We start from the raw sequence: 24,145 nt of genomic DNA, 5'->3' as shown, positions 1-24,145 counted from the left end.
ACTAGTATGCACCGGCGAAGGCGGCGACCATGACCTGGTGCGAAGGTGCCACCGCCATCAGGGCATCGATTTAGCCATCCTTCGGGCGCAAAAAGGGCTCAATCCGGCGCTTTGGGGGGTACTTGTGCCCTCAACCCATTGTGATTTCACCGAATTGAGGCTCCGCGCCATATGTTGGCCGTGGTCACTGACTGACCTGACGCGAATTTGCTATGGTTGCATCATTATGACGTCGAATCGCACTTTTGCCGCGCTTTTCCTTGCGACGGGCCTCATCCTGTCCGGCCCGGCGCTGGCCTATGACGTGACCAGCCTGGCCTCGCCCGGCGGTATGCAGGTGGAAGCTTGGATCGAGGGCGACAACCGCCTCGTCATCGGCCTCATTCCCAATGACGGCAATAAGCTGAACGGCCAGCTGGGCGTGGCCATCAGTGCCGAGGCATCCGATGCCTGGAACCAGGATCTGCCACTCGTCGTGACCGAGGACGGCGACTATTTCGAGTTCCCGTTCAGCGAGACCGTGTCGTTCGACCCGGATGCGCTGAGCGAGCCGACCGCGCTGTCGGTCGAGTACGGCACCTGTCAGCTCGCCGCCGCGATTTGCGTCTTCGAGGAAACCGAGGTGACCGTCCACCCCGGTGAAGACGGCGCGCCCTGGGTATCGCTCAGTAACGTCATGCCCTGATTGATTGGGCCGGCTGCACCGCAAACTAATCCGTCATTGTAGGTAGACTGTAGCCGGCGGCATAGGTCCGCCGGATTGCCGCGAGGCACGCCGCACGCGATGTCGCGTTGTCGAACCGTGAGGGATGTACCATCGGCAAGTCGTCGCCTGGTTCACCCGCGACCATCCAATGCGCGAGAAACTCGCCGGAACCGCCGCCGGTACCGATGCCGATGTTGAAGCCCGTCGCCAGCCACAGGCCGTCATGGCCGACGACCGGGCCCAGCAGCGGCAAGCCGTCGGGCGTGTAGCAGATCGGCCCGTTGTTGACCGCCTTGATGCCGGCCGATCCAAAGGCCGGCAGTCGTTCGATGACACGCAGCAGGTGCGGTTCCAATCGTTCGAGATCCGGTGGCAGGAGTTCTTCGGTGAAGTCCGGCGGTATGCCGTCTATCGCCCAGAACTCTGGTTCGGACTCATAGACGCCGCACAGAAAGCCGTCGCGCTCCTGCCGTGTGTTCGAGGGTGCAGCGGGATCACGCACGGTCGGCACCTCGAAGTCGAGCGCCTTTAGCTCCGGCACCGCGTCGGTAACGACCTCATGATGCTGCAGCGGATAAAGCGGAAGGTTGAGACCAAGTCCAAGCACCATCTCGCGCGCCCAGAAACTGTTGGCCAGCACGACGTGTTCGGCCATGACGTCACCTTCCGCTGTTGCAACCCGCCAACCGTCCCTCGTCGATGTTAGGCCGGTTGCCCCACGCCAGCGTTTGATTGTCGCGCCCCGCGACGTCGCCGCCTTGGCAAGCGCCTGGGTCGCGCCGGATGGATCGACATGGCCGTCGGTCGGGGTATGGGCCGCACCGAACAAACCGTCGGTCACAAGCAGTGGATGGATGTCGGCGATCTGCTCGCGCGTCACGACCCGATAGGGCACGTCCATCGTCCGATAGAGCGGTTCCAGATGCCGATAGAACGCCAGTTCGTCGTGGGACGTGGCGAGACGGAGGCTGCCGGCGGAATGAAACCCGATCGCTTGGCCGCTCTCGTCCTCGGCCGCCAGATAGGTCTTTACTGAGTTGATGAAGAGCCTCGTGATCGCTGGGTAATGCCCGAAAAACGTGGTGTTGCCGGCGGCATGCCATGTCGAACCAGACGTGAGATCGCGGCGTTCCAACAGTAGGGTGTCGGTCCAGCCGAGCCTGGCAAGCCAGTAGAGAACGCTGGCACCGACGATGCCGCCGCCAACGACGACGACGCGATAGTGATCGCTCATGCAGACGTCGGGCCTAAGGCGTCACGGTTAAGGTTGATCACATAGGTCGTCCGCAGGTCGGCGTCGAGGTCCGGATCGATATGCCAAGGCCGATGGCTCTCAAGGACTGCGTGGACCACGCGCGTCGCCCGCTGCGCGATGTCCAAGGCACCGGCCTCGGCCCAATCGTCGGGGTTCGAGCGGTCGGCCAGGCGCGGGTAAACGTACTCGGTCTCCATCAGATCCATGGTCTGCCTGGTGCCCAGGAAGTGCCCGGGTCCGGCGGTGACGTCGCTGATGAGGTCGACCGACAACGTCTCGTCGTTGACCTCGATACCGCGCGCGATACGGCGGATGTTCGACAGCATCTCGTCATCGATCACCATGGCCTCGAGAGAACAGCCCAAAAGGCTCGCCACCATGCCGGCGGACTCGTAGACCATGCCGGAACCCGACAGCGCGGCGAGCGCTATGGTCAGACCTTTTTCGAAACCCGCCTGATTGTCGGGCAACTTCGAATCGGTCATGCCTGCGCCCATGCCACCGGGGACGCCATAGAATGCCGCCATCTGGCCGGCGGCAGCGCCGAGCAGTGCCTGTTCCGCGCCGCCGCCGCTAAAGGCGCCGGTCCGGAGGTCGGACACGAATGCCCAATTGCCGAGAACGACCGGGTGGCCAGGCTTCATAAGGTTGATGATCGTCAACGAAGCCAGCACCTCCGCACAGATCTGTGCCAGCGTACCAGCCAGCGCAGCCGGTGCCGTGGCGCCGGCCTGCGGCCCGCTCTGACAGTGGATCGGCATGCCGATATCAACCGCAGCACAGGCGACATCCAGACTGTCGGGCGCGAAGGTCATGGGCGAAACGACCATGGTCGCGTGCACGGTGCAGAACGGCCGCTTGGCGAACCGCCCTTCGCCGCCGGCCAAGCCATCGAGCAATGGCACCAAACGTTCTACGTGCTCGCCCAGGGTGATGCTGGTCGCGATGTGCTTTCTGGTGCCGGCGGCGCAGGCATAGATGGTGTTGACGTCGAGATCGAAAATGTCAGCGATGTCGGTGGCGACGACAGGTCGCGCGAACCACTGAATGTTGGGCAGGGTGTCGCACAGCCGCGCGAGATCATAGAGGTCGCGAAGCGTGCTGGGACGATAGGTCCGCGATTCCAGATCGAGCATGCTGACCGCCGCACCGCCGGTGCAGAAATTGACCGTGCCGACCCGTGCTTCGAAGTCGAACACGGGGTCGCGCCCATGCACAACGACAGACGTTGCCGCGCGCGCCAAGACGTCTTCGACAAGCAATCTTGGAAACAGGAGGCGTCCGGTCTCTGACAACGAACAGCCATTCGCCAGGGCAACCGCCGCGACCCGTTCCGTCGGCTGCGCCATGCCGATCCGCTCAAGCAGATCGAGCGCGGCCTGATGGATACGCAGGACATCCGAGTCGCTCAACGGCGCGAACCGGGACCCCAGTTTGGTGCCCGTCTCCATCGTGGTTCGCTCAGCTGTCTCTTTGCGCTGAAGGCGGCGGGCCTGGCGGCCCCCCTGGCGTTTGGTTGCCGTGCCGGCGTTTGTCATTGATTTGATTGTTCCATATTACAGAACTACTTGCCTGTAATACGGAACTCTGGCTTACTGCCTGTGCGAAGTCAATTCGCGCCGCGACAATGGGGGTCATGGCGATGAGTTCGATCGTTGCGAAATCAGCCGGTCTGCTGGACATCGTGTGCGCCAACAGCACACCGTTGACCTTTACTCGTTTGGTCGAGCTGTCCGGCATGACGAAAAGCTCGACGCACCGGATCCTCTCGGTCCTGGTCGCCGAACGCCTCCTCTCGTTCGACCCTGATCGGCAGACCTATCAGCCCGGCGTTAGGCTACTCGGCTGGTCGAGTCGTGCGCTCAGCGCGAACGACCTTCCCAGCGTCGCCTCCGACATCATGGAATCGCTCAATCGGAACACAGGCGCGCATGTCTGTCTGTCGGTGCTTGCCGGCAACACGGTCCTCTTTATCAAGACCGTCGACAGCATCGAACCCTATCGACTGGCGCCGCGGGTCGGTGAGTATTCGCAGATCCATGCCAGCGCCGCCGGCAAGGTCATGTTGGCCCATCTGCGCCCGGCCAAACGCGACGCCATAGTTGCCGAGATGAACCTGGAGAGATGCACGGAGAACACCATCACGTCGCGTCGCGCATTTGCCAAAGAGCTGCGCGATGTCGCCAAGCGCGGGATCGCGCTGTGCGACCGCGAGGAGTTCCTTCTGGTCAACGGTATCTCGGCGCCCGTCTTCGGACATCACGGCGAGGTAATCGCGGCGATGAGCCTGTGGGATCTCGTCGAACGCAATCCGATCAATGCGCTACTACGCCATGAGGAGGACCTTCGGGCAGCCGCCCGTGCTCTATCGGCGCGCCTCGGTGCCCAGGACGGCATGCCGGACGCAGCCTGATGGATCGTGTCGCGCATGCATCTCGGTCAACACCTGGCGCAGATCGCATAACCGTCTCGGGGACTAGGCAACCTACCGAATAGGTGGCGGATGCCGAGCCGTCCGCAAAACGATCAACAATGATGACAAAGGGAAGGATCAGGTCATGAAAGCAAGATCAGTTTTGGCAGGCCTCACCATGTTGCTGGCGTCAGCTACGGCGGCGCCCGCGATTGCCGCCGACATTGTCGTCGGCGTCCCCAACTGGCCGTCTGTTCGGGTGACCGCGCACATCGTGAAGGTCGTCCTGGAAGACAACCTGGGTGTCGAGGTCGAACTGCAGCAAGGCACCAACCCGATTGTCTTCGAGGCGATGGATCAGGGGTCGATGCATGTTCATCCAGAAGTCTGGCTGCCCAATCAGCAGAACCTGCACGACCAGTATGTGGTGGAAGCGCAGACCGTTGAGATGAACCCCAACGGCGTACCCGCGTTCACGGCATTTTGCGCAACTAAGTACACAGCTGACGAGCATGGCGTCACCAGCCTCACCGACCTCACGGATCCAGAGAAAGCCGCGCTGTTCGACACCGATGGCGACGGCATGGGCGAAATCTGGATCGGTGCGTCCGGTTGGGCGTCGACCAATATCGAGAAGATCCGCGCCAAGAGCTATGGCTTCGATCAGACCATGAACCTGCTTGAGATGGACGAGACCCTGGCGCTCGCCGCACTCGACGCGGCGGTCGAGGCGAACGACCCGTTTGTCATGATGTGCTACACCCCCCACCACATGTTCTCGCTGCATGACCTCGTGCCGCTGAGCGAACCAGACCACGACCCGGAGAAATGGGTCATCGTCCAGCCCACCGATGACGCTGACTGGCTCAACATGTCGAGCGCACCGGTTGCGTGGCCGGCGCCGCAGCTGCACCTGCACTTTGCGAAGTCACTGCGCGAGACCAATCCGGCAGCAGCGGAGTTACTCTCCAACATGGCCTTCGACACCGATCAGTTGAGCGCGATGACCTATGCTCTGGTTGTCGATGGGGTCGACCCTGAGGAATACGCGAGGAATTGGGTCCAGCAGAACTCCGACACTGTCGACTCCTGGCTCCAATAACATTCCGTCGTGTTCTAGGCTGAGCGGTCCGCCCCTTTCTAACGGGCGGCCGCTCTTCTCTTTGATCGCGCCCTGCGGGTCGCCGTGTCATTGACCTTACCGCTCGTGGCAATGACAACACCATAATCATCGCGTGCGGCCTTTCGGCTTAAGAGACCGGCCGCGACGTCGCGCTGCACATCCTCAGGCGGCCGCTCGAACGGGTCGCCGTAACCGCCGCCGCCAGGCGTCTGAAAGATCAGCCGTTCGCCGGCCGGGATCTGCTGCTGGCCCTTGCCGCTGAAGACCTGGCCGGAAGCCAACGCGATGTGGCCCGGCGCGCCGCTCGATCCGCCATCGCGGCCGAGCGCCGGATACTTGATCCGGTCGACCGACGCGAACAGTGAAAATGGCACGCCTTCCCGGTTCTCCACCTCGATGATCTGCCCAAGGCCCCCGCGCATGCGTCCGGGACCGCCGGAGTCTTGACGAAGTTCGCGGCGGCGGATCAGCAGCGGTGTGATGCTCTCACTGATCTCGACCTGGGATCCATAGACACCGCTCGGATATCCCGTCGCTGACAGACCGTCCTTGGCCGGGCGTGCGCCGGTGCCGCCGTTATGGGTCAGCTCGATAGCAAAGGGTGTCGCGTTGCCGCGCCCGCCCGCGTCGAAGCCGCCGCGGATGGGCAGGTCATACATGCATGAAGAGCCTTCAGCCGGTATCTGACCTGGCAGGGCTTGGTGCAGGCAGCCGAAGACCAAGTCCGGCATGATCTGGCCGATGATATGGCGCTGTGCAACCGGCGCCGGACGCTGTGCATTAAGGATGCACCATTTCGGTCCGGTAACACGAAACGGCGCCAGCGAGCCCGCGTTGTTGGGAACTTCCGGCGCCACGATGCAGCGCAACCCGAATACCGAATAGGCCGTCGCGTAGTTCAGCGGCACGTTGATGCCGTAACGCGAGCATGGCGAGCTGCCGTCGAAGTCGACGAGGATGTGGTCGTCGTGGACGCTGAGGCTGGCGACCAGTTCGATCTCGAAGTCGTAGCCGTCCAGCATCATGGTGTTGCGATAGACGCCGTTCGGGATCTCGCGAATCGCCTCGATCGTGACCTCCGACGATCGCCCGATGATGTAGTCAGCAAGCATGTCCAGGCGATCGATGCCGAACTCCGTCATCATCGCCGCGAGGCGATCGGTCGCGACATCGCAGCACGCGATCAACGCATAGATGTCGCCCTCGTTCTGCGACGGCGAGCGGGAGTTCGACTTGATAAGGGTGAGCAGTGTCTCGTTGATCGTACCGGCATCGACCAGCTTGATCGGCGGGATCAGGAGACCCTCGTCGAAAACATCGCTGCCGTCCGGTCCCATGCCCAGACCGCCGAGATCGACGAGATGGGATGTGCAGGAGACCAGGCCGACCAACTGTTTACCTTTGAACGACGGCTGCACCAGAACGAAGTCGTTCAGATGGCCAGATCCCAGCCAGGGGTCGTTGGTGAGGTAGGTGTCGCCGGGGCGCATGGTCTCCAGTGGAAACGCCTCGATGAAGTACTTGACCGATTCAGCCATGGTGTTGATGTGACCGGGCGTGCCGGTCACCGCCTGGGCCAGCATGTTGCCCTTAAGATCGAAGACGCCCGCGGAGATATCGCCGCTTTCGCGCACGATCGGGCTGAACGCCGCGCGCATCAGGGTCTCCGCCTGTTCATTGACGACGGACAACAGCCGGTTCCACATGACCTGAAGGTCGATGGCCGCGGCTTGCGAGATCTTTTTCATGACCTTCCTCCCGCCTGCGCATGTCGGTTCATCACGATGTTGCCGCCACGGTCGATCACCGCGTCGAAACGGGGACCGACCAGTGTCGTCGTCTGCGGCTCGACAATCAGTGCCGGTCCTTCGATACGGTCGCCTACCCTAAGGTCGTCACGGTCAAAGGACAGCACCTTGGACGCCCGCTTCGCGCCGCCAAGATAGATCGAGGCGCTGCCGTTGGCGGCCGGCTGTGTTGTCTTGCCGGACTTGCGCAGCTTTGCGACCGCCGTCTCCTCGGTCGACACGGTGACCGCCCAGTTCAGGATCTCGATGTCGACATTGGGCACGGTCCGCCCGAAGAGCTTCAAGTAGAGCGCGGTATAGGTCTCCAGCAAAACGGTGCCGGTCTTCGCGCTGATGCGGCCGTTGGGTACGGGCACCTCGAGCTCATGGCCCTGACCTTCGTAGCGCATGAAAGCGACGCGGCTCTTCTGCAACGCCCCCTTGGGCGCGCCCGCGCGCACCACCCCGGTCGCCTTCTTTTCCATCGCCGCGAACAGGCGGGCGACGGCCGGTGCGTTGAACGTCTCGATGGTCATGTAGAGGCTACGGATAATCTCGAACGAAATCGGCGCGCTCAGGAAGCCGACCGCGGAGCCGACGCCGGGATCACGCGGGATGATGATCTGCGACACGCCGATCTTGTCGGCGACCCGGCTGGCGTGAAGCGGCCCGTTGCCGCCGAACGCGATCAGCGATCGCGTCGTCAGCTCCTTGGCGTGCTCGACAGCGTGGACGCGCGCGGCGTTCGCCATGTTCTCGTCGACCATCTGCGCAATGCCATAGGCCGCCGTCGCGGTGCCGACGCCGAGCCGCTCGCCGATCTGTTCATCGACCGCAGCTACCGCCGCTTTCTTATCGAGGGTCACGCGACCTTCGGCGAACTTCTTCGGATCGATCAGGCCCAGCGCAACGTCGCTGTCGGTCACCGTCGGCGCCTCGCCACCGCGCCCGTAGCAGACCGGGCCGGGGTCGGCGCCGGCGCTTTCCGGGCCCACGGCGATACGCTCAAGCGAGTCGACCGTCGCGACGGAGCCGCCGCCCGCGCCGATCTCGATCATCTCGATCACCGGGATGCGCACCGGCAGGCCGCTTCCCTTCATGAAGCGGGCAGCACGCGCGATTTCGAACTCGCGCGACTTCTGCGGCTTCGCGTCGTCGATCAGGCAGACCTTCGCCGTTGTGCCGCCCATGTCGAACGACACGGCTTCGCGCAGGCCGCACTGGCGTGCGATGGTCGCGGCCAGGATGGCGCCGCCGCTGGGGCCTGACTCGACCAAGCGAATGGGAAACCGCACCGCCGTGTCGACCGTCGTCATACCGCCGCCCGAGGTCATGATGTAAAGCGGGCAAGTGAACCCCTCGCGTGCAAGTTCGCTCTGAAGCTCATGCAGGTAACGGCTCATCAACGGCTTGATATAGGCGTTGGCGATCGCCGTGCAGCAGCGGTCGTATTCGCGGATCTCCGGACAGACCTTCGATGACAGCGTGATCGAGATGTCGGGATGGCGCGCACGGATCAGTTCGCGAAGCCGTTCCTCGTGCGCCGCATTGGCGTAACTGTGCAGCAGACAGATTGCCAGACTTTCGACGCCATCGATCTTCAGCTGTTTGACGAGGTCGTCGATCTCGGACTCATCGAGCGGTTCGACCACATCGCCGTTCGTATCCAGGCGTTCGGCAATGGTGTAGCAGCGCTCGCGCGGCACCAGCATGTCGGGCTTGTCGAGATTGATTGCGTACTGGTCATAGCGCCGCTCGTAGGCGATCTCCAGGATGTCGCGAAAGCCGCGCGTGGTGATCAGACCGAGCTTCGCGCCCTTACGTTCGATCAGCGCGTTGGTCGCCAGCGTCGTGCCGTGGACCACAGACGCGACGACACCCGGTTCGATGCCGCTATCGGATAGGATGGTGTGCACACCCTCCAAGACGCCATCGACCGGATGGGGTGCCGTCGTCAGAGTTTTGGCGGTGATCAAAGAGCTGCCGACGGCAAGCGCCGTGTCGGTGAACGTGCCACCGATATCGATCGCAAGCCGGGCGGTGCGTTGTGTAGCCATCAGCTGGACAACGCCCAGGCGGCGCACGTGTCGTTAAAGGACATGGTTCGGCCTCGGTAACCGCGACAACAAGGAAACGCGTCTACTCATCGCCGAATTGTCCACTGGACGCCAACAATCAAACGACATGAGCGGACCCGCTTCCGACTCGCTGATGCCACGTGAAATCGACGTCAGATCTCAGAAAACCTAGTTCTTTGCTGCTCTCATCGCGTCAGCATGCGGATCGTCCGACGGCAACAAAGTCGACATCATGACGCGATCCTCGCTGGGCGGCAGACCGAACAATCGACGATAACAGCGCGCGAAATAGGAGGTCGATTCGAAGCCGCAGGCCGCCGCGACCTCCAGCACCGGCATGGATGTTCCCTTCAGCAGCGTCCGCGCGCGGTGCAGGCGAAGCTGCAGGTAGTAGGCGCGCGGCGTGCAGTTCATGTGGCGGCGGAACAGGCGTTCCAAATGGCGCACGGATATGTCGATGGATCGCGCGATCGCCACCAAGCTGACCGGCACCTCCAGGTTCTCTTCCATCACCTCGACGGCACGCACGATCGCGCGGTGCCGAATGCCCAGGCGGAACGGTAGTTCCGAGCGCTGGTGTTCGCGTTCCGACCGGATCTCTTTAACGATGACCTGTTCGGCGACTTTCAACGCCAGCTCGATGCCGTGGCGCACAGCCACCATGGACAACAGCATGTCCATGGCCGATGTGCCGCCGGAACAGGTGAAGATGGATCGATCGATCTCGAAGATCTCCGTCGAGACATCGAGATCAGGATAGGTCTCACGGAACGCGGCGAGGTCCTCCCAGTGGATTGTGCAACGCCGGCCGTCGAGCAGGCCGGCGCGCGCCAGGACCCAGGTGCCGGTAGAAATCGCGCCTACTCTGGCGCCATGCGCGTGCTGCCGGCGCAGCCAGGCGCCGACGCGGTCGTCATCGAACTGGTTGCCGCCGATACCGCAGCACACGACGATCGAGGACGATGCCGGGGCATTGTCGAGCGTATAGTCGGCGGCGACCTTGAAGCCGCTCACGCTGTCGACGGTGCCCGGCTCGACGCCGATCGAAAACCAGCGATAGAGCGGGCGGCCGCTGACATAGTTGGCCATCGCAAGCACATCGGCGGCCGACGACAGACCGACGAAGGAGAACCGCTCGATCAGAAGAAAGCCGAAGGTCTCGGTTTCCAGACTGTCGGCAAGATCGTCACGGTCAGGGGACATGGCCACACGGTGCGGTGCCGCGCCATCACGTGGCCGGCGGTCAAGGCTGGGCCGCTTTTGGGCGGCGTCAGGGCCTAGTCTGCGCCCAGGTAAGCCACACAATCCATCTTAATCAGCATGTCCCAGACTTGGCCCGCGCCGACGGTGAGCCGCGCTGGATAGGGCTCGGCGAAGTATTCGGCATAGACGGCGTTGAACGCCTCGTAGTCCGAACTCTCCTGCAGATAGACGCTCATCTTGACGACATCATCCAGGGTCGCGCCGCAGGCCCGCAGGATCGCCTCGATGTTTGCCATGGTGTGGCGCGTCTGCTCGGCGACCGTCGCGCCCTGAATGGCGTGGGTATCGGGATGCAGCGCGCCGATGCCCGACAGGAAGACGAAGTCGCCGGCCTTGACCGCCGGCGCGTAGGGACCGGCGCCAAAGGGCGCATCGTCGGCGATTACGGCTGTTCGCGGCATGGCGCCACCTCCTCAAAACGGTTGGTGGCCATGATGCGGCGCGGGTTGGACAACGAGCGGTTGGCCAGCGACATCCAGACGCCGGCAAACGACTCCTTGCTGTAGGGCTGCTGACCTTAGCTCGGCACGTTGTGCCAGGCGCCATCAAGGCCCAGAAACTCCGCACCATCGGCGCGATAGAACGAGGCTGCACCCGCATCCTTCAGGACCCGCAGCATTTGCGGCAACGGCTTGCCCTCGCCTTCCAAGCGCTCGATCACGGCACTGGGACCGATGATGTCGAGCATCTGAAACGGCCCGTTCTTCCAGGCGAAACCCCAGCGCATGGCGCGGTCGATGTTGACGATGTCGTCAGCGATCTGCGGCACCAGATTGGCGGCATAGAGCAGCGCGCCGCCCATCAGATCGCGGGCGAAGGCGCCCTGGGTGTCATCCGAGTTCATCAGCGAGACCAGTTCACTGTGGCTTTCGGCCAACGCGACCTCATCGGCCAGTCGCCAGTCGCCGGCATCCAGATCGAAAACCTCTTTCAACCGACCGCCGTCCTCGGTCTTGGTGACGCGATAGAAGCCGCCGCCGGTCTTGCGGCCCAACTGACCGCGCTCCAGCATCGCCTGTTCTTCCGGCGGGAACTTGGTATAGGCGTGACCGGGGTCGCCCTGGGGCAGGTTGATCGCCAGGTTCTTGCCGACGAAGTCCATGACGTCTAGGCCGATCAGGTCGATCAGGCCATAGAGACCTGTCGGCGGCAGGCCGACCGGCATCGACATCAGCGCGTCGATCGTTTCCATCGAGAGCCCGGCGCCGCGCGCTTCCTTCGCCTTGTGCAGTCCCGACAGCATCCAGAAACAGCCGATGCGGTTGCCGATGAAGTTGACGGTGTCCTTGGCGTGGACGACGCCCTTGCCCAGCTTCTCGGCGCCGAAACTCGCCATCGCCTGGATGACATCCGGCGTCGTCTCCTCGCCCGGCACGACCTCCAACAGCTTCATCACCTTCACGGGATTGAAGAAGTGGGTGACCACGACGTCGCGGCGCAGGCGCTCGGGCATGCCTTCGGTGATGTCGCGCAGCGGGATACCCGATGTGTTGGTGCTGACCACCGAACCCTCATCACGGGCCGCCTCCAACTTCACGAACAGATCGCGTTTGGTGGCGAGATCCTCGATCACCGCCTCGCAGATCCAGTCGTAGCCGGCTATGCGGTCGAGGTCGTCAAAGGTGCCGGTTTCGATCAGCTCGGCCTTGGCCGGGTCGTCCAGCGCCGGCGCGCGACCGCCGGTAATCCGCTCCATCGACTTGTCGACGGCCTCCTGGTTGATATCCAGAAGCAGCACCTTGCAATCGGACATGGCGCAGGCGCCGGCAATGCCGGCACCCATGGTGCCGCCGCCCAGAACGGCAACCGAGGTGATCTCGCGGGTCATGATGGTCGCTCCCCAAACGTTGTCCGGCGTTACCTAACCCAATTTCCCCCGACTTGGAAACGCCGCCTGATCGTGATCGTCCTCGTGCCTGGACCGCCGGTCACGGGGCGTTTAGGGTCGCCGCCGACAGCTCCAGGAGGCCGCCGATGGCACTACCCAATTATCCAGGTTTCGACACGCTGACGCTGCATGCCGGCCAGCAACCCGATCCCGTAACCGGCTCGCGCGCCGTGCCGATCTACCAGACGACATCCTATGTCTTCCGCGACGTCGATCAGGCCGCCGCGCTCTTCAACCTGGAGCGGCCGGGCCACATCTATTCGCGCATCTCGAATCCGACCGTGGCGGTGCTGGAGGAGCGGGTCGCCGCGCTCGAGGGCGGCGTCGGCGCCGTCTGCACCGCAAGCGGACAGGCGGCGCTGCATCTGGCGATAGTGACGCTGATGGACCAGGGCAGCCATATCGTGGCGTCCGGCTCGATCTATGGCGGCAGCCACAACATGTTCAACTACACCCTGCCGCGCTTCGGCATCGAGACGACCTTCGTCAACCCGCGCGACACCGAGGCGATCAAAAATGCCATCCGGCCGGAGACCCGGCTGATCTTCGGCGAGACGCTCGGCAACCCGGGCCTGGAGGTGATGGACATCCCCAAGGTCTCGGTGATCGCGCACGATCACGGCATTCCGCTGATGGTCGACAACACCTTCGCCTCGCCGGCGCTGGCCCAGCCGCTGACCATGGGCGCCGACATCGTCATGCATTCGGCGACCAAATTCATGGGCGGGCACGGCGTCGCCATCGGCGGCGTCATCGTCGACCGCGGCGCCTTCGACTGGGAGGCGTCGGGCAAGTTCCCGACGCTCACCGAACCTTACGCCGGCTATCACGGCATCGACTTCGCCGAGGAGTTCGGGCCCAACGCCTTGCTGATGCGCGCGCGGGCCGAGGGTGTGCGCGATTTCGGCGCCTGCCTGAGCCCGACCAACGCCTTTCACATTCTGCAGGGCGTCGAAACGCTGCCGCTGCGTATGGCGCGCCATGTCGAGAACACGAGGAAGATCGTCGCCTTCCTGGACGGCCACGACGCCATCGAATCTGTTGGCTATCCCGAGCTGGAAAGCCATCCCGATCACGCGCTCGCCAAGAAGCTGTTGCCCCACGGCTGCGGCGCGATCTTCAGCTTTGTCTTGAAGGGCGGGCGACCTGCGGGCGCCAAGTTCATCGAGGCGCTGCAGCTTTTCTCCCATCTCGCCAATGTCGGCGACGCGAAGTCGCTCGTCATTCATCCGGCCAGCACGACGCATCAGCAGATGGATGCCGCCGCACTGGAAGCAGCCGGCATCTCCGAGGGCCTGGTCCGGCTCTCGGTCGGGCTGGAGGATCCGAACGATCTGATCGAGGATCTCGAACGCGGCCTGCGTGCCGCCAAGAAGGTTTGAGGCGATGGCGCTCGATCTCACCGTCGACGGCAAAAAGGTCTTCGCGGCGACCGGGGGCAAAACCTTCGACCCCAGCCTGCCGGTCATGATGTTTGTCCACGGCGCCAGCATGAACCGGACGGTCTGGGCGCTGCCGGCGCGTTACTTCGCCCATCACGGTTATGCGGTGATGGCGGTCGACCTGCCCGGGCACGGTAACTCGGAAGGCCCGCCCCTGCCGACCATCAGCGCCATCGGCGACTGGCTGATCGCCGCCCTGGACGCGGCCGGCGTCGAACGCACCACGCTGGTCGGACACTCCATGGGCACCCTGCCCCTGATTGACGCGGCCGCGCGCCACGGCGATCGCATTGAGCGTGTCGTGCTGCTCGGTACGTCGGTGCCGATGCCGGTCGCCGATGCGCTGCTGGATAACGCCGAGGCCAACAACCACGCGGCGTTCGACATGGTGACGCTGTGGGGCTTCAGCAAAAAAGCACAGATCGGCGGCAACCGGGCGCCCGGCACCTGGGTGACGGAGACCGGCCTGCGTTTGTTGGAGCGCGGCGCACCGGGCGTGCTGCACAACGACATGAAGGCCTGCAACGACTATCAGTCGGGCCTCGAAGACGCCGCCAAGATCGCCTGCCCGGCGGTCCTCATCCTGGGCGACCGCGACATGATGACACCGCCGCGCAACGCCAAGAGCCTGATGGAGGCGTTGCCCAACGGCCGCATGATTGTGCTCAAGGGCTGCGGCCACATGATGATGGCCGAGCAGCCGGACGAGACCCTTGACGCCATGATCGAGGCGATGGCGCCCTAAAATCGACTGTCCCATAACGGGACCCAGATAACCGAATCGAAGCAGTTTCAGCGCTGGACGGGCCCCATGCCCGCCGGCGCTTTTGCTGTTCGCCACAATTTCGCTTGATTTGTCTCCAAACATCCCCATGTGTATACAAATGTAAACATTCGCTGACATAAGCTTGGAGGCTTCAGCCCCGTGCCCAACAAGACCGTGCCCTTGAGCGTCCGTATCTCGGAGGCGGACGCCGATTTTCTCAACGGCCTCGCCATACCCGGTGCCACGACCCACAGCGAAAAGCTGCGCGCCCTGATTGCCGAGGCGCGACGAAGACGGTCAGGAAACCGCAGTTATGCTGATGTTCTGGCCGTTTTGCAGGATATCGAAGCGCCGGCCGAGCGCCGGCTGCGGGATGCGGAGGGCCGCGTGAAGCAGCACTCCGAACTGCTGGCCCAGGCAGCATCCTGGCTGCCGGACACCATGGCCTACCTGATGGGCAATCTGCCCAACGCCGACGACGAGGAGGCGGCGGACAAGCTTCAGAAGCTGGAGGACGGCCTGGCCGACAGGGTGTTTGTTTTTGTTGAGCGGGTGTTACGTATGGCGGTAACGCGGCACAACCCTTGCTACGATAGCTCGGCTATCTCGCGCCGCATGGAACCCGTGGTTGAGCTTTGTGACATCATTCGTGCCCAACTAGAGACGGAGAAAGGAAGGACCGATGGCTGATAATCTTGGATCACGCGTTGGCCGTCTGATCAGCGGCGCTGCTAATCAGGTAATCGACGCGGCAGAGAACATGGCGCCCGAAGCGGTCATGGAACAGGCCGTGCGTGAAATCGACAAAGGCATCGACGACGTCCGCGCCGAACTCGGCAAGGTCGTCGCGCGCAAGCACCTGGCGTCGAACCGGCTTGCCGACGAGAACGCCAAACACAACGCGCTTTCCGAAAAGGTCCAGCTTGCGATCAAGGAAGGCCGTGAGGACCTGGCCGAGACGGCGGTTGGCAAACTGCTCGATATCGAGGCGCAGATCCCGGTGCTCGAACAGTCGATTGCCCAGGCCGGCGAAGACGAAGCTGAGATGGAAGGTTTCATCACGGCGCTTCAAGGCCGCAAGCGCGAAATGCAGGACGAGCTCGCTCAGTTCCGCAAAGCGCAGAAGCAAAGCGGAGCGCAAAGCGCGACCGGCGGCAGCCCGGCCGGCCCCAGTGTCGCCGAGTCGGTGAGCCGGGCCGAGAAAGCCTTCGACCGCGTGATGGAGCGTTCGGCGGGTCTTGCCCCCGGCAGCTCGACGCCTGACGCGAAGACGGCCAAAGAGCTCGCCGAGCTCGACGACCTCTCGCGCAAGAACCGCATTCAGGAGCGGTTGAGCCAATTCAAGTCAAGCGCGTCCTGATCGCGCCCGAGGAGGGATAACCACCACCATGTCCAGCCTGTTGCAGCCCGAGAACGTTCTTTTCACGACGGCCATCGTCGTGATGCTCGGCATCGCCGTGCTTGAAGGCGTCGCGACACTGCTGGGCATGGGCATGTCGTCGTTCATCGACAACATGCTGCCCGACACGCCCGACGTGGACGTGGATCTGGATGTCGACATGGATGTCGATATGGACATGGACCTCGATGCCGATGCGGCTATCGACGCACCGGAGCTCGGACATGCCAGCGCGCTGTCGTCCCTGTTGGGTTGGCTGTGCATCGGCAAGGTGCCGGCGCTGGTTCTGCTCGTCGTCCTGCTGACCGTGTTCGGTCTGGGCGGGCTGATCGTGCAGTCGATCATCGTCGGCGTCATCGGTGGCCCCCTCACTGCGTGGATCGTCGCGCCCATCGTGTTCATCGCCAGCTTGCCGGTGGTGCGCATGTTCGGGCTCGGCTTCTCCAAGCTCATACCGAAGGAGGAAACATCCGCGGTGACGCGCGACAGCTTTATCGGCCGCGTCGCCACCATTACCCTGGGCACCGCCAAGAAAGGCATGCCGGCCCAGGCCAAGCTCACCGACCAGCACGGCCAGACCCACTACGTCATGGTCGAGCCGGATGTCGACGGCGACGTCTTCGATTCCGGCGACCAGGTGCTCTTGGTCAGCGGCGAAAGCGCGGTCTTCCGCGCCATCACGGCGACCGGTGCGGTGCTCGATACCGATAGCTAAGCCAGCGCAAGAATGGCGGCCGTTAACCCCCTGACGACCAACAGACTGGAGTAGAGACCATGGCCATTATCGACATCCTTATCTTAGCAGGCATCGCCCTTGTCGCCCTGCTAACCATCGGGCTGATCATGGCGCGGCTCTACCAGCGCGCGACCAAGGAAATCTCGTTCGTGCGCACCGGCATGGGCGGTCAGAAGGTCGTCATGAACGGCGGCAGCCTGGTCTTCCCGGTGCTGCACGACACCATTCCCGTCAACATGAACACGCTGCGCCTGGAAGTGCGTCGCAACGATCAGCAGGCGCTGATTACCCGCGACCGCATGCGTGTCGACGTGCTGGCGGAGTTCTATGTCCGTGTCCAGCCGACCGCGGACTCGATTGCGGCCGCTGCCCAGACGCTGGGCAAGCGCACCATGCATCCGGAATCCTTGAAGGAACTGGTCGAAGGCAAGTTCGTCGACGCCTTGCGCGCGGTCGCCGCCGAGATGGCGATGGAGGAACTGCACGAACAACGCGTCCAATTCGTCCAGAAGGTCCAGACAGCGGTTTCCGAGGACCTGTTGAAGAACGGTCTGGAGCTTGAATCCGTGTCGCTGACCGGCCTCGACCAGACCGACCGCGACTTCTTCAACCCCAACAACGCGTTTGACGCCGCCGGTCTGACCAAACTGACCGACGAAATTGAAGACCGCCGCAAGCGGCGCAACGAGATCGAACGCGACACCAAGGTCGCGATCGAGTTGAAGGACCTGGAGACTGAGCGCCAGTCACTGCAGATCGGCCGCGACACCGAATACGCGCGCCTCGAACAGACCCGCGAGGTCGAAGTGCGCCGCGCCGCCCAGGTTGCCGAGATTGCCAGGGAGCAGGCCGAACAGGAGCGTGAGGCCGAACAGGCGCGCATCATGGCGACCCGCGACGTCGAGCAGTCGAAGATCGAGGCCGAGCGTGAGGTCGAACAGGCGCGCATTGAGAAAGACCGCGAGGTCAAGGAGCGCGACATCAACCGCAACAAGGCAGTCGAACTGGCAAACCAAGACCGCGAGATCGCCGTCGCCGAGAAGTCGAAGGCGCAATCGGTCGCCCAGGCCGAAGCCGACCGCGCGCGCGCCGAGGCAGTGCGCGAGGAGGAACTCGTCATCACCTCGCGCGAGACCGAACAGGCCGAGCGTCAGAAGATCGTCGAGCTGGTCGAGGCGAGCCGTGTCGCCGAACGCGACGCGATCAAGATCAAGGTCGCTGCCGAGGCCCAGAAAGAGGCCGCCAATGACGAGGCCGACGCCATCCGCACGCTCGCGGAAGCCGCGTCGGAAAAGGTGCGCATCGAGGCCACCGGCGAATCGGAGGCCGAGAAGCTGAAGGCCGTTGCGGCGGAGATCCGCTACGCGGTCGAAGCGGCCGGGCGCAAGGCGCTCAACGAGGCCGACAACACGCTGACCGAAGAAATCGTCGCGATGAAGGTGAAGCTCGCCATCATCGAGAACCTGCAGTCGATCATCCGCGAATCCGTCAAGCCGATGGAGCAGATCGACGGCATCAAGATCGTCCAGGTCGACGGCCTGACCGGCAACGGCAATGGCGGCGGCGGCAACGGTGGCGCCGCCGTCGAAGGCGCCGGCGCCGGCGGTGGTGCCGGCCTCGCTGACCAGGTGGTCGCCAGCGCGCTGCGTTATCGCAGCCAGGCGCCGCTGATCGACGCGCTGATGAAAGAGGTCGGCCTCAACGCCGACAACCTCGACGGGTTTGTCGACAGCTTGAAGGACGAGGTCGGCCGTAGCGACGCGGGGGACTAGGGCCCGCGCAAGGGGCGGCTTCGGCCGCCCCCTCAGACGAAGGAGGAACGTGGCATGAGTCTTCTGTTGTTCCTTGGTGTACCTCTCATCTTTGTCGGCGGCTGTCTGACCGCCGCCGGCTTCATCCGGCCCGGCAGCCACGCGTTCATCAGCGGCTACGGCCCGAAGCAACCGGTCGGCAGCCGCGCCTACCGCCAGCCCTTCGACCCCGGCAGCCGCAAACGGCGCATCACACTGGGCCTCAAACTGTTTGCTGTCGGCGCCGTTCTTGTGGTGGTGGCGGGTCTGTGATGCCGAAACGATGGACCAACCAGCGGAAGGGGGAGTGATATGTCCGCACTCGCGCTCTTGGCGTCCCCTCTCATTATCGTCGGCGGCTGTCTTGTCGCCGTAGGAGTCATGGGATCGATGGGCAGCGCCTACATATCTGCTGGGCACACGTCGAACACGTACGATGAAACACGTTCGCTTCGCGACGAGCAGAACCGAACAGGCCGCAAAGGCGCGGTCCTAAAGATCGGACTTATCGTACTGGCCACAGGCATTCTGCTTTTGCTACTGGCCATGCTCTAGGCGTGCCTGCGTGATGCGAGTACCAGCACGTCGGCTCGAATGGACGACCTGATAACCAACGACGAAGGAGAAGGAGCCATGGGATTTGTCATCGGATTAGCGTTTGTCTGTGTCGGTTGCCTTGTGACCGGCGTCGGCGTCTTCTCGGCCGCCAACCTCTACGGTCTGTTGGCAAAGGAAGAGCGTTATCATGGGACCACCACGGACAAGGGTGTGCATCGCACCAACCTGTGGGTCCTGTTGACCGGGCTCGGCCTGCTGGTTATCGGATTCGTAATGATGTTTCTTGTGGGCGCCTGATCCGGGCGACAACGACGGGGGATCGCGACTATGGCCCTTTCCGCAATCATCTTCATAGCCGTTGGCATCGTTCTCATCGGCTTCGGTCTGATGTCGCTCAGCAACATTTTCAACATGCCGTATACCGATCACCAGGAGGAGCATGCCGACATCACCAACACGAGCCATCAGCGCAAGCTCGCCAAGGTCACGTTGACCGGATTGATCATGATCGCCATCGGCGTCGGCCTGGCCCTGCTGACCGAGATATGAGCTGTGTGGAACGCGCTCGGTGACTGGATCGGACCAGCCAGCAACGCGCTGATCATCATCGGTGTTGCCATCTTCTATGTCGGCGTCACCCCACCGGACGTACCGAACTTCCCGAAGGACCACGGTACTACTGCGTCGAGGTCAAAGCGCCGGGTGACGCAAAGACTCCGTTGGCGGATGACTGGACTGGCATTGCTACTTTTGATCGCAGGTTTCGTCACACAACCAGCGTCGCCGTACAGCGGCCGTCTGCACATCATCCGAATGTTTGACGGGGGCGCAGAGCTACTCGCCACGATCCTCGTTTCTACCGCTGTGCTTCTGGCTGCAACATGGTGGCATGCGACGGACCGCATGCACCGTTACCGCTGGCAGGATCCGGAGCTCTATCGGATCGTCGACTTTCGCCAGGACATTGGTCTTTCAGCGCGCACCAACATGGTCGCGCTCGGCATGATCGCCTTGGCTTTCATCCTCTGCGCCTTAGCTGCGTGACCGCCGATGTATTACTACTACCTTAGCCCCGCTGAGTGGCTCGATTTCTTTGTAACGACCTTGATCTGCGTCGGCGTTGTTTGCGTCATCGGGGCGCTCGCGCCGGCGATGTTCGAGAACAACGTTCAAAGCCGTTACGTCACCATGGACGCGCGCAATCACCGCATCTGGCGATGGATCAGGCTTTGTGCCTTGTTCGGCGGCGTTGCCCTCATCATCGGCGGCACGCTGGCTCAGCTCTTCTGGCTTGATGGAACATGACGATGCCGACCCTTTCGGTCATGGGCTTTACATCGATTTCCCTTCTTGCCCTCGGCCTTGGAGCCATGATGCTCGCAGTTAACGCCTGGGTCCTCGGAAACCTGGTGAAGCGTCGGCAATTCGAACTCAACAGAGTCGCCGATCCCAACTTCGTTCAGAGTGTCTCCAGAATGTTCTTTTGCGGCCTCGCGATGATGGCGACTGGTGTCATGTTTGGGGTCGTGGTCATCGCGATAGAAGATCTTCTAGCATTCACGTCGGGGCCAACGTGACCGACGCTCTAAACATGGTGTGTGTTACGCTACCGGCCTAAAGCGAGGAGGCTTGAGCCATGGCCCTGTCCGCCATCATCTTTCTCGTCCTCGGCATCGCGTTGATCGGCTTCAGCGTGCTGTCATTTCAGAACATAGGCGACATGCCGTTCATGGACCGGGAGATGGAGCAGTCCGACAGGGCGGGGTCGCGCTTCGCGCGCTGGCATATCAACGTCGCGCTGTTCGGCGGTCTTCTACTGATCATCGGCGCGGCCTTGGCTCTGCTGTCGGAGTCCTAGATGAACATTTCCATCGAAGACCTCGGCATGGCCAGCAGCATCGGTGGTCTGATGGTCATGTTCGGGATGGCGATGATTGTCATGGTCTTCATTCCACAAAAGCTGACAAGAGGACACATCCATCGGTCGTCCGATTCCCTGGATCGCGATTACAGGCTCTGGCGCCGGTTCAAGGTCGGCATCGCCACGTTCGGCGTCGGACTAACGGTTGCCGGTACGCTGGTAGAGATGTATTGGATCTAGCATGACCTCCACCCTTCACATCCGCTGCGGCTCCGACATTCGCGACGGGCTCGGCCAAGCCGGTGTTCCCGGCGACTTCCTGGAATTCTCCGATCCCGTCTGCAAGGGAGGCACGCCGGCCGGTGACGACGATGCCTTCCATGCCGCGCGTCTGGACTATCTGACCGTCGAGCTTGGTGTGTCCCGCGCGCAGACAGACACAGGCCTGCGCGAAGCGCTGAACAGCCTGGAGCAAACACGAGACTACGAGCGGGTCGTCCTGTGGTTCGAGCACGATATCTACGACCAGGCGGTCCTGATCCGCTTGCTCTCGTGGTTCGCTGATCGCCCCGAGCTTGAGCCGCGCCTCAACATGATCTCGATCGACCGCTTCCCCGGCATCGACCGTTTCATCGGCCTGGGTCAACTCGAACCCGACCAGTTGAAGACGTTGTGGGGCAGCGAACGACCGGTGACGCCGGCGCAGATTACCCTAGGCCGACGCGCCTGGCAGGCGTTCCGCGCGCCGGAACCCCTCGCACTGTTTGAGCTCGCGGCGGCGGGCACACCCGATCTGCCGTTCCTGGCGCCGGCCCTGATGCGCCATCTGCGAGAGCTGCCGTGGACGACGGATGGGCTCTCGCTCACCGAACGGTTGACGCTGCGTGCCATCGCGGAAGGTGCGGAGACGCCCGGCCAGTGTTTCCGCGACCTGCACGGCCACCTCGAGCCGCAGCCGTTCCTGGGCGATATCATGTACTGGCCGATCGTGACCGGGCTTGCCCGCGCCAAGGTTGGCGCGCTGACCGAGCCGGAGACCTGGAAATCACCGATCGCATTGACGTCGTTAGGCAACGATCTCCTTGACGGCAAGACCGACTGGGTCGAAACCAACGGCATCGACCGTTGGGTCGGTGGCGTGCACGTCAGGCCCGGTAATCTCTGGCGCTGGGATCCCTCCGGCAGCAGGCCGGTAAAAGCCTCCGCTTAACTGAATACGGCGTCCGGCGCATCGTGCACGGCGGCGGCGCCTTGCGTGACGATAGCGGCAAGCGCGGCGGCCTTGGGCAACTCCTGATCCATGTAGAACCGGGCGGTCGCCCGTTTGGCCGCCATAAAATCGTGGTCGCCGAGATCTGACCGCTCTTGTGCGGCCAGCGCCTGGCACACCATCTGCCAGCCGCCGGCGACAGTACCGAACAACTGCTGATAGGTCGTTGCCGAGGCAAGCGCCATGTCGTTGTCGGTGGCGGCCGTCGCGATGATCCAGTCGGTCGCATCGCGCAGGCGACCCAGAGCCTCGTCCAATTGAGCAGCGAGGCGTTCGAAACCGTTGTCGCGCGCCGTGTTGGTGACGCGGTCAATCTCGTCAAACAGCGCGCGGGCCGCCGCGCCACCGTCGCGCACGACCTTTCGGCCGAGGAGGTCGATCGCCTGAATGCCGTTGGTGCCCTCATAAATGGGCAGAATGCGGACGTCGCGATAGTGCTGGGCCGCGCCCGTCTCCTCGACGAAACCCATGCCGCCATGAATCTGCAAAGCCGTCGACGTGATGTCGGCGGCGTTGTCGGTGCACCAGGCCTTGGTGACAGGCGTCAGAAGATCGAAGCGTGCGTGGGCCGCCTGGCGCACCGCCGGGTCGGGGTGCTTAGAGGCGCGGTCGAATGCGGCGGCCGCGCAGAACGTTAAACCTCGGCCCGCTTCGATGCGCGACTTCATCGACAGCAACATGCGCCGGACATCCGGGTGTTCGATGATCGTAGCGTCGGCACCGTTGCGCCGCCCCTGAACGCGATCACGCGCGAAGGCCAAGGCCTGCTGATAAGCGCGCTCGGCGATCGCGATACCCTGAACGGCGACGGCGACCCGGGCGTTGTTCATCATGGTGAACATGTACTCGAGCCCGCGGTTCTCCTCGCCGACCAGGAAGCCGGTCGCGCCGCCGTCATCGCCATAGGCCATGACACAGGTCGGGCTGCCGACGATGCCGAGCTTGTGCTCCAGCGACACGGCGCGCAGATCGTTGCGCGCACCGGGCGTGCCGTCGTCCCTGGGCACATACTTCGGCACGATGAAGAGCGAGATGCCTTTGACGCCAGCCGGCGCATCGGGCAGGCGCGCCAGCACCAGATGCACGATGTTCGCGGTCAGCTCGTGCTCGCCATAGGTGATGAAGATCTTCTGGCCCGTCACCGCGTAGGTCCCGTCGTCGCGTCGTTCGGCGCGGGTCCGGATCCGCGCGAGATCCGTCCCTGCCTGCGGCTCGGTCAGGTTCATGGTGCCCGACCACGTGCCGGCGATCATGTTCGGCAGATAGAGAGCCTTCTGCTCGGCCGAACCGTGATGACTCAGCAGTTCGACCGCGCCTCGGGTCAGCAGCGTGCCGACGGCGAACGCCATGTTGGCGGCCTCGAACATCTCCTGGACCACCAGCGACAAGGTCCACGGCAGGCCCTGGCCGCCATAGTCCGGATCGAAGGACAGCGTGTTCCAGCCGCCATCGACATAGGCGCGGTAGGCCGTATCGAAACCCTCCGGCAAGCGGACCACACCATTCTCCAGTCGCACGCCCTCCAGATCACCGGTTCTATTTGTCGGCGCCAACACGTCCGCTGCAAGCTTGCCGGCCTCCTCCAGAAGCGCCGCCACAAGGCCGTCATCCGCTGCCTCGAATCCGGGCAGGACAGCGAGGTCATCGAATTGCGCCTGGGCGGCCAAGGCAAACCGAATGTCGTACAAGGGGGCGGTGTAATCGCTCATCCAAAAAGGCTCTCAAGTTGACCGATGACGCACGTTGGCACAGGTGTCGCGGGTGATGCCAGCGTGAGACATCCAACTAGCGGTGGATCCCATCATGGACT

Annotated in this window: 26 protein-coding genes; 18 read left to right on the top strand and 8 right to left on the bottom strand. The window is 63.2% G+C overall.

Translation table 11 applies throughout. The features are described from left to right. Positions 1–226 precede the first annotated feature (226 nt). Entirely contained in the window at positions 227–685 is a 459-nt protein-coding gene (locus AAF563_05315) for a hypothetical protein (GenBank protein ID MEM7120675.1), read from the top strand. 25 nt (positions 686–710) lie between these two features. On the opposite strand, the gene AAF563_05310 is transcribed toward AAF563_05315, so the two are convergent. Together AAF563_05310 and AAF563_05305 are read right to left on the bottom strand one after the other, a co-directional pair. Next, the gene (locus AAF563_05310; GenBank protein ID MEM7120674.1) at positions 711–1,940 is read right to left on the bottom strand and encodes an FAD-binding oxidoreductase; all 1,230 of its coding nucleotides are present in this window, start codon (positions 1,938–1,940) and stop codon (positions 711–713) included. Next, on the bottom strand, positions 1,937–3,499 hold the full coding sequence (locus AAF563_05305; GenBank protein MEM7120673.1) for a trimethylamine methyltransferase family protein: 1,563 nt from the start codon (positions 3,497–3,499) through the stop codon (positions 1,937–1,939). The genes AAF563_05310 and AAF563_05305 overlap by 4 nt, the downstream gene beginning before the upstream one ends. A 104-nt stretch (positions 3,500–3,603) precedes the next feature. Between AAF563_05305 and AAF563_05300 the strand changes: the two genes are divergently transcribed. Continuing rightward, on the top strand, positions 3,604–4,374 hold the full coding sequence (locus AAF563_05300) for an IclR family transcriptional regulator (protein MEM7120672.1): 771 nt from the start codon (positions 3,604–3,606) through the stop codon (positions 4,372–4,374). Positions 4,375–4,519: 145 nt separating this feature from the next. Further along, positions 4,520–5,476, top strand: coding sequence for a glycine betaine ABC transporter substrate-binding protein (locus AAF563_05295; GenBank protein ID MEM7120671.1), 957 nt, complete (start codon positions 4,520–4,522; stop codon positions 5,474–5,476). 38 nt (positions 5,477–5,514) lie between these two features. Here AAF563_05295 and AAF563_05290 read toward each other — a convergent pair whose 3' ends face one another. The 5 genes from AAF563_05290 to AAF563_05270 form a co-directional block, all read right to left on the bottom strand. Then, the gene (locus AAF563_05290; protein MEM7120670.1) at positions 5,515–7,245 is read right to left on the bottom strand and encodes a hydantoinase B/oxoprolinase family protein; all 1,731 of its coding nucleotides are present in this window, start codon (positions 7,243–7,245) and stop codon (positions 5,515–5,517) included. Further along, positions 7,242–9,341 carry a hydantoinase/oxoprolinase family protein gene (locus tag AAF563_05285; GenBank protein MEM7120669.1) on the bottom strand — a complete coding sequence of 700 codons (2,100 nt, stop codon included), beginning with the start codon at positions 9,339–9,341 and terminating at the stop codon, positions 7,242–7,244. Before AAF563_05285 ends, AAF563_05290 begins: the two co-directional genes overlap by 4 nt. Before the next feature lie 189 nt (positions 9,342–9,530). Beyond that, a complete protein-coding gene (locus AAF563_05280) occupies positions 9,531–10,565 on the bottom strand; it encodes a GlxA family transcriptional regulator (protein ID MEM7120668.1) in 1,035 nt (344 codons plus the stop codon). Positions 10,566–10,639: 74 nt separating this feature from the next. Then, positions 10,640–11,026 carry a Rid family hydrolase gene (locus AAF563_05275; GenBank protein ID MEM7120667.1) on the bottom strand — a complete coding sequence of 129 codons (387 nt, stop codon included), beginning with the start codon at positions 11,024–11,026 and terminating at the stop codon, positions 10,640–10,642. Positions 11,027–11,142: 116 nt separating this feature from the next. After that, positions 11,143–12,453 (bottom strand): 3-hydroxyacyl-CoA dehydrogenase family protein, encoded by a 1,311-nt coding sequence (locus AAF563_05270; protein ID MEM7120666.1) that lies wholly within the window; start codon positions 12,451–12,453, stop codon positions 11,143–11,145. Positions 12,454–12,599: 146 nt separating this feature from the next. Between AAF563_05270 and AAF563_05265 the strand changes: the two genes are divergently transcribed. The 15 genes from AAF563_05265 (at position 12,600) to AAF563_05195 (ending at position 22,275) form a co-directional block, all read left to right on the top strand. Next, entirely contained in the window at positions 12,600–13,895 is a 1,296-nt protein-coding gene (locus AAF563_05265; GenBank protein MEM7120665.1) for an O-acetylhomoserine aminocarboxypropyltransferase, read from the top strand. 4 nt (positions 13,896–13,899) lie between these two features. Beyond that, a complete protein-coding gene (locus tag AAF563_05260) occupies positions 13,900–14,700 on the top strand; it encodes an alpha/beta hydrolase (protein ID MEM7120664.1) in 801 nt (266 codons plus the stop codon). A gap of 180 nt (positions 14,701–14,880) precedes the next feature. Continuing rightward, positions 14,881–15,411, top strand: a complete 531-nt coding sequence (locus AAF563_05255; GenBank protein MEM7120663.1) for a hypothetical protein — start codon at positions 14,881–14,883, stop codon at positions 15,409–15,411. After that, positions 15,404–16,081 carry a PspA/IM30 family protein gene (locus AAF563_05250; protein MEM7120662.1) on the top strand — a complete coding sequence of 226 codons (678 nt, stop codon included), beginning with the start codon at positions 15,404–15,406 and terminating at the stop codon, positions 16,079–16,081. Before AAF563_05255 ends, AAF563_05250 begins: the two co-directional genes overlap by 8 nt. 28 nt (positions 16,082–16,109) lie before the next feature. Further along, positions 16,110–16,835 (top strand): YqiJ family protein, encoded by a 726-nt coding sequence (locus AAF563_05245; GenBank protein ID MEM7120661.1) that lies wholly within the window; start codon positions 16,110–16,112, stop codon positions 16,833–16,835. A 59-nt stretch (positions 16,836–16,894) separates the two neighbouring features. Beyond that, positions 16,895–18,628 (top strand): flotillin domain-containing protein, encoded by a 1,734-nt coding sequence (locus AAF563_05240; protein ID MEM7120660.1) that lies wholly within the window; start codon positions 16,895–16,897, stop codon positions 18,626–18,628. Positions 18,629–18,682: 54 nt separating this feature from the next. Continuing rightward, positions 18,683–18,919: a hypothetical protein gene (locus AAF563_05235; GenBank protein MEM7120659.1), complete on the top strand. Its 237-nt coding sequence runs from the start codon at positions 18,683–18,685 to the stop codon at positions 18,917–18,919. 360 nt (positions 18,920–19,279) lie between these two features. After that, a complete protein-coding gene (locus AAF563_05230) occupies positions 19,280–19,501 on the top strand; it encodes a hypothetical protein (protein MEM7120658.1) in 222 nt (73 codons plus the stop codon). Between the two features lie 30 nt (positions 19,502–19,531). Beyond that, complete coding sequence (locus AAF563_05225; protein MEM7120657.1) at positions 19,532–19,753, top strand: hypothetical protein; 222 nt, start codon at positions 19,532–19,534, stop codon at positions 19,751–19,753. 3 nt (positions 19,754–19,756) lie between these two features. Then, positions 19,757–20,248 carry a hypothetical protein gene (locus AAF563_05220; protein ID MEM7120656.1) on the top strand — a complete coding sequence of 164 codons (492 nt, stop codon included), beginning with the start codon at positions 19,757–19,759 and terminating at the stop codon, positions 20,246–20,248. A gap of 6 nt (positions 20,249–20,254) precedes the next feature. Further along, entirely contained in the window at positions 20,255–20,509 is a 255-nt protein-coding gene (locus AAF563_05215; protein ID MEM7120655.1) for a hypothetical protein, read from the top strand. Beyond that, a complete protein-coding gene (locus tag AAF563_05210) occupies positions 20,506–20,781 on the top strand; it encodes a hypothetical protein (protein MEM7120654.1) in 276 nt (91 codons plus the stop codon). Before AAF563_05215 ends, AAF563_05210 begins: the two co-directional genes overlap by 4 nt. 59 nt (positions 20,782–20,840) lie before the next feature. Further along, positions 20,841–21,062, top strand: coding sequence for a hypothetical protein (locus AAF563_05205; GenBank protein ID MEM7120653.1), 222 nt, complete (start codon positions 20,841–20,843; stop codon positions 21,060–21,062). Then, positions 21,063–21,305, top strand: a complete 243-nt coding sequence (locus tag AAF563_05200; GenBank protein ID MEM7120652.1) for a hypothetical protein — start codon at positions 21,063–21,065, stop codon at positions 21,303–21,305. Position 21,306: 1 nt separating this feature from the next. Further along, on the top strand, positions 21,307–22,275 hold the full coding sequence (locus AAF563_05195; GenBank protein MEM7120651.1) for a DUF1835 domain-containing protein: 969 nt from the start codon (positions 21,307–21,309) through the stop codon (positions 22,273–22,275). Here the strand turns inward: AAF563_05195 and AAF563_05190 are convergent. Next, positions 22,272–24,044 (bottom strand): acyl-CoA dehydrogenase, encoded by a 1,773-nt coding sequence (locus AAF563_05190; GenBank protein MEM7120650.1) that lies wholly within the window; start codon positions 24,042–24,044, stop codon positions 22,272–22,274. The two genes, AAF563_05195 and AAF563_05190, sit on opposite strands and share 4 nt — an antisense overlap. Between the last annotated feature and the right edge of the window lie 101 nt (positions 24,045–24,145).

It is taken from the genome of Pseudomonadota bacterium, assembly GCA_039028155.1.
Lineage (GTDB): Bacteria > Pseudomonadota > Alphaproteobacteria > SP197 > SP197 > JANQGO01.
This window is presented reverse-complemented; position numbering and strand designations above follow the sequence as displayed.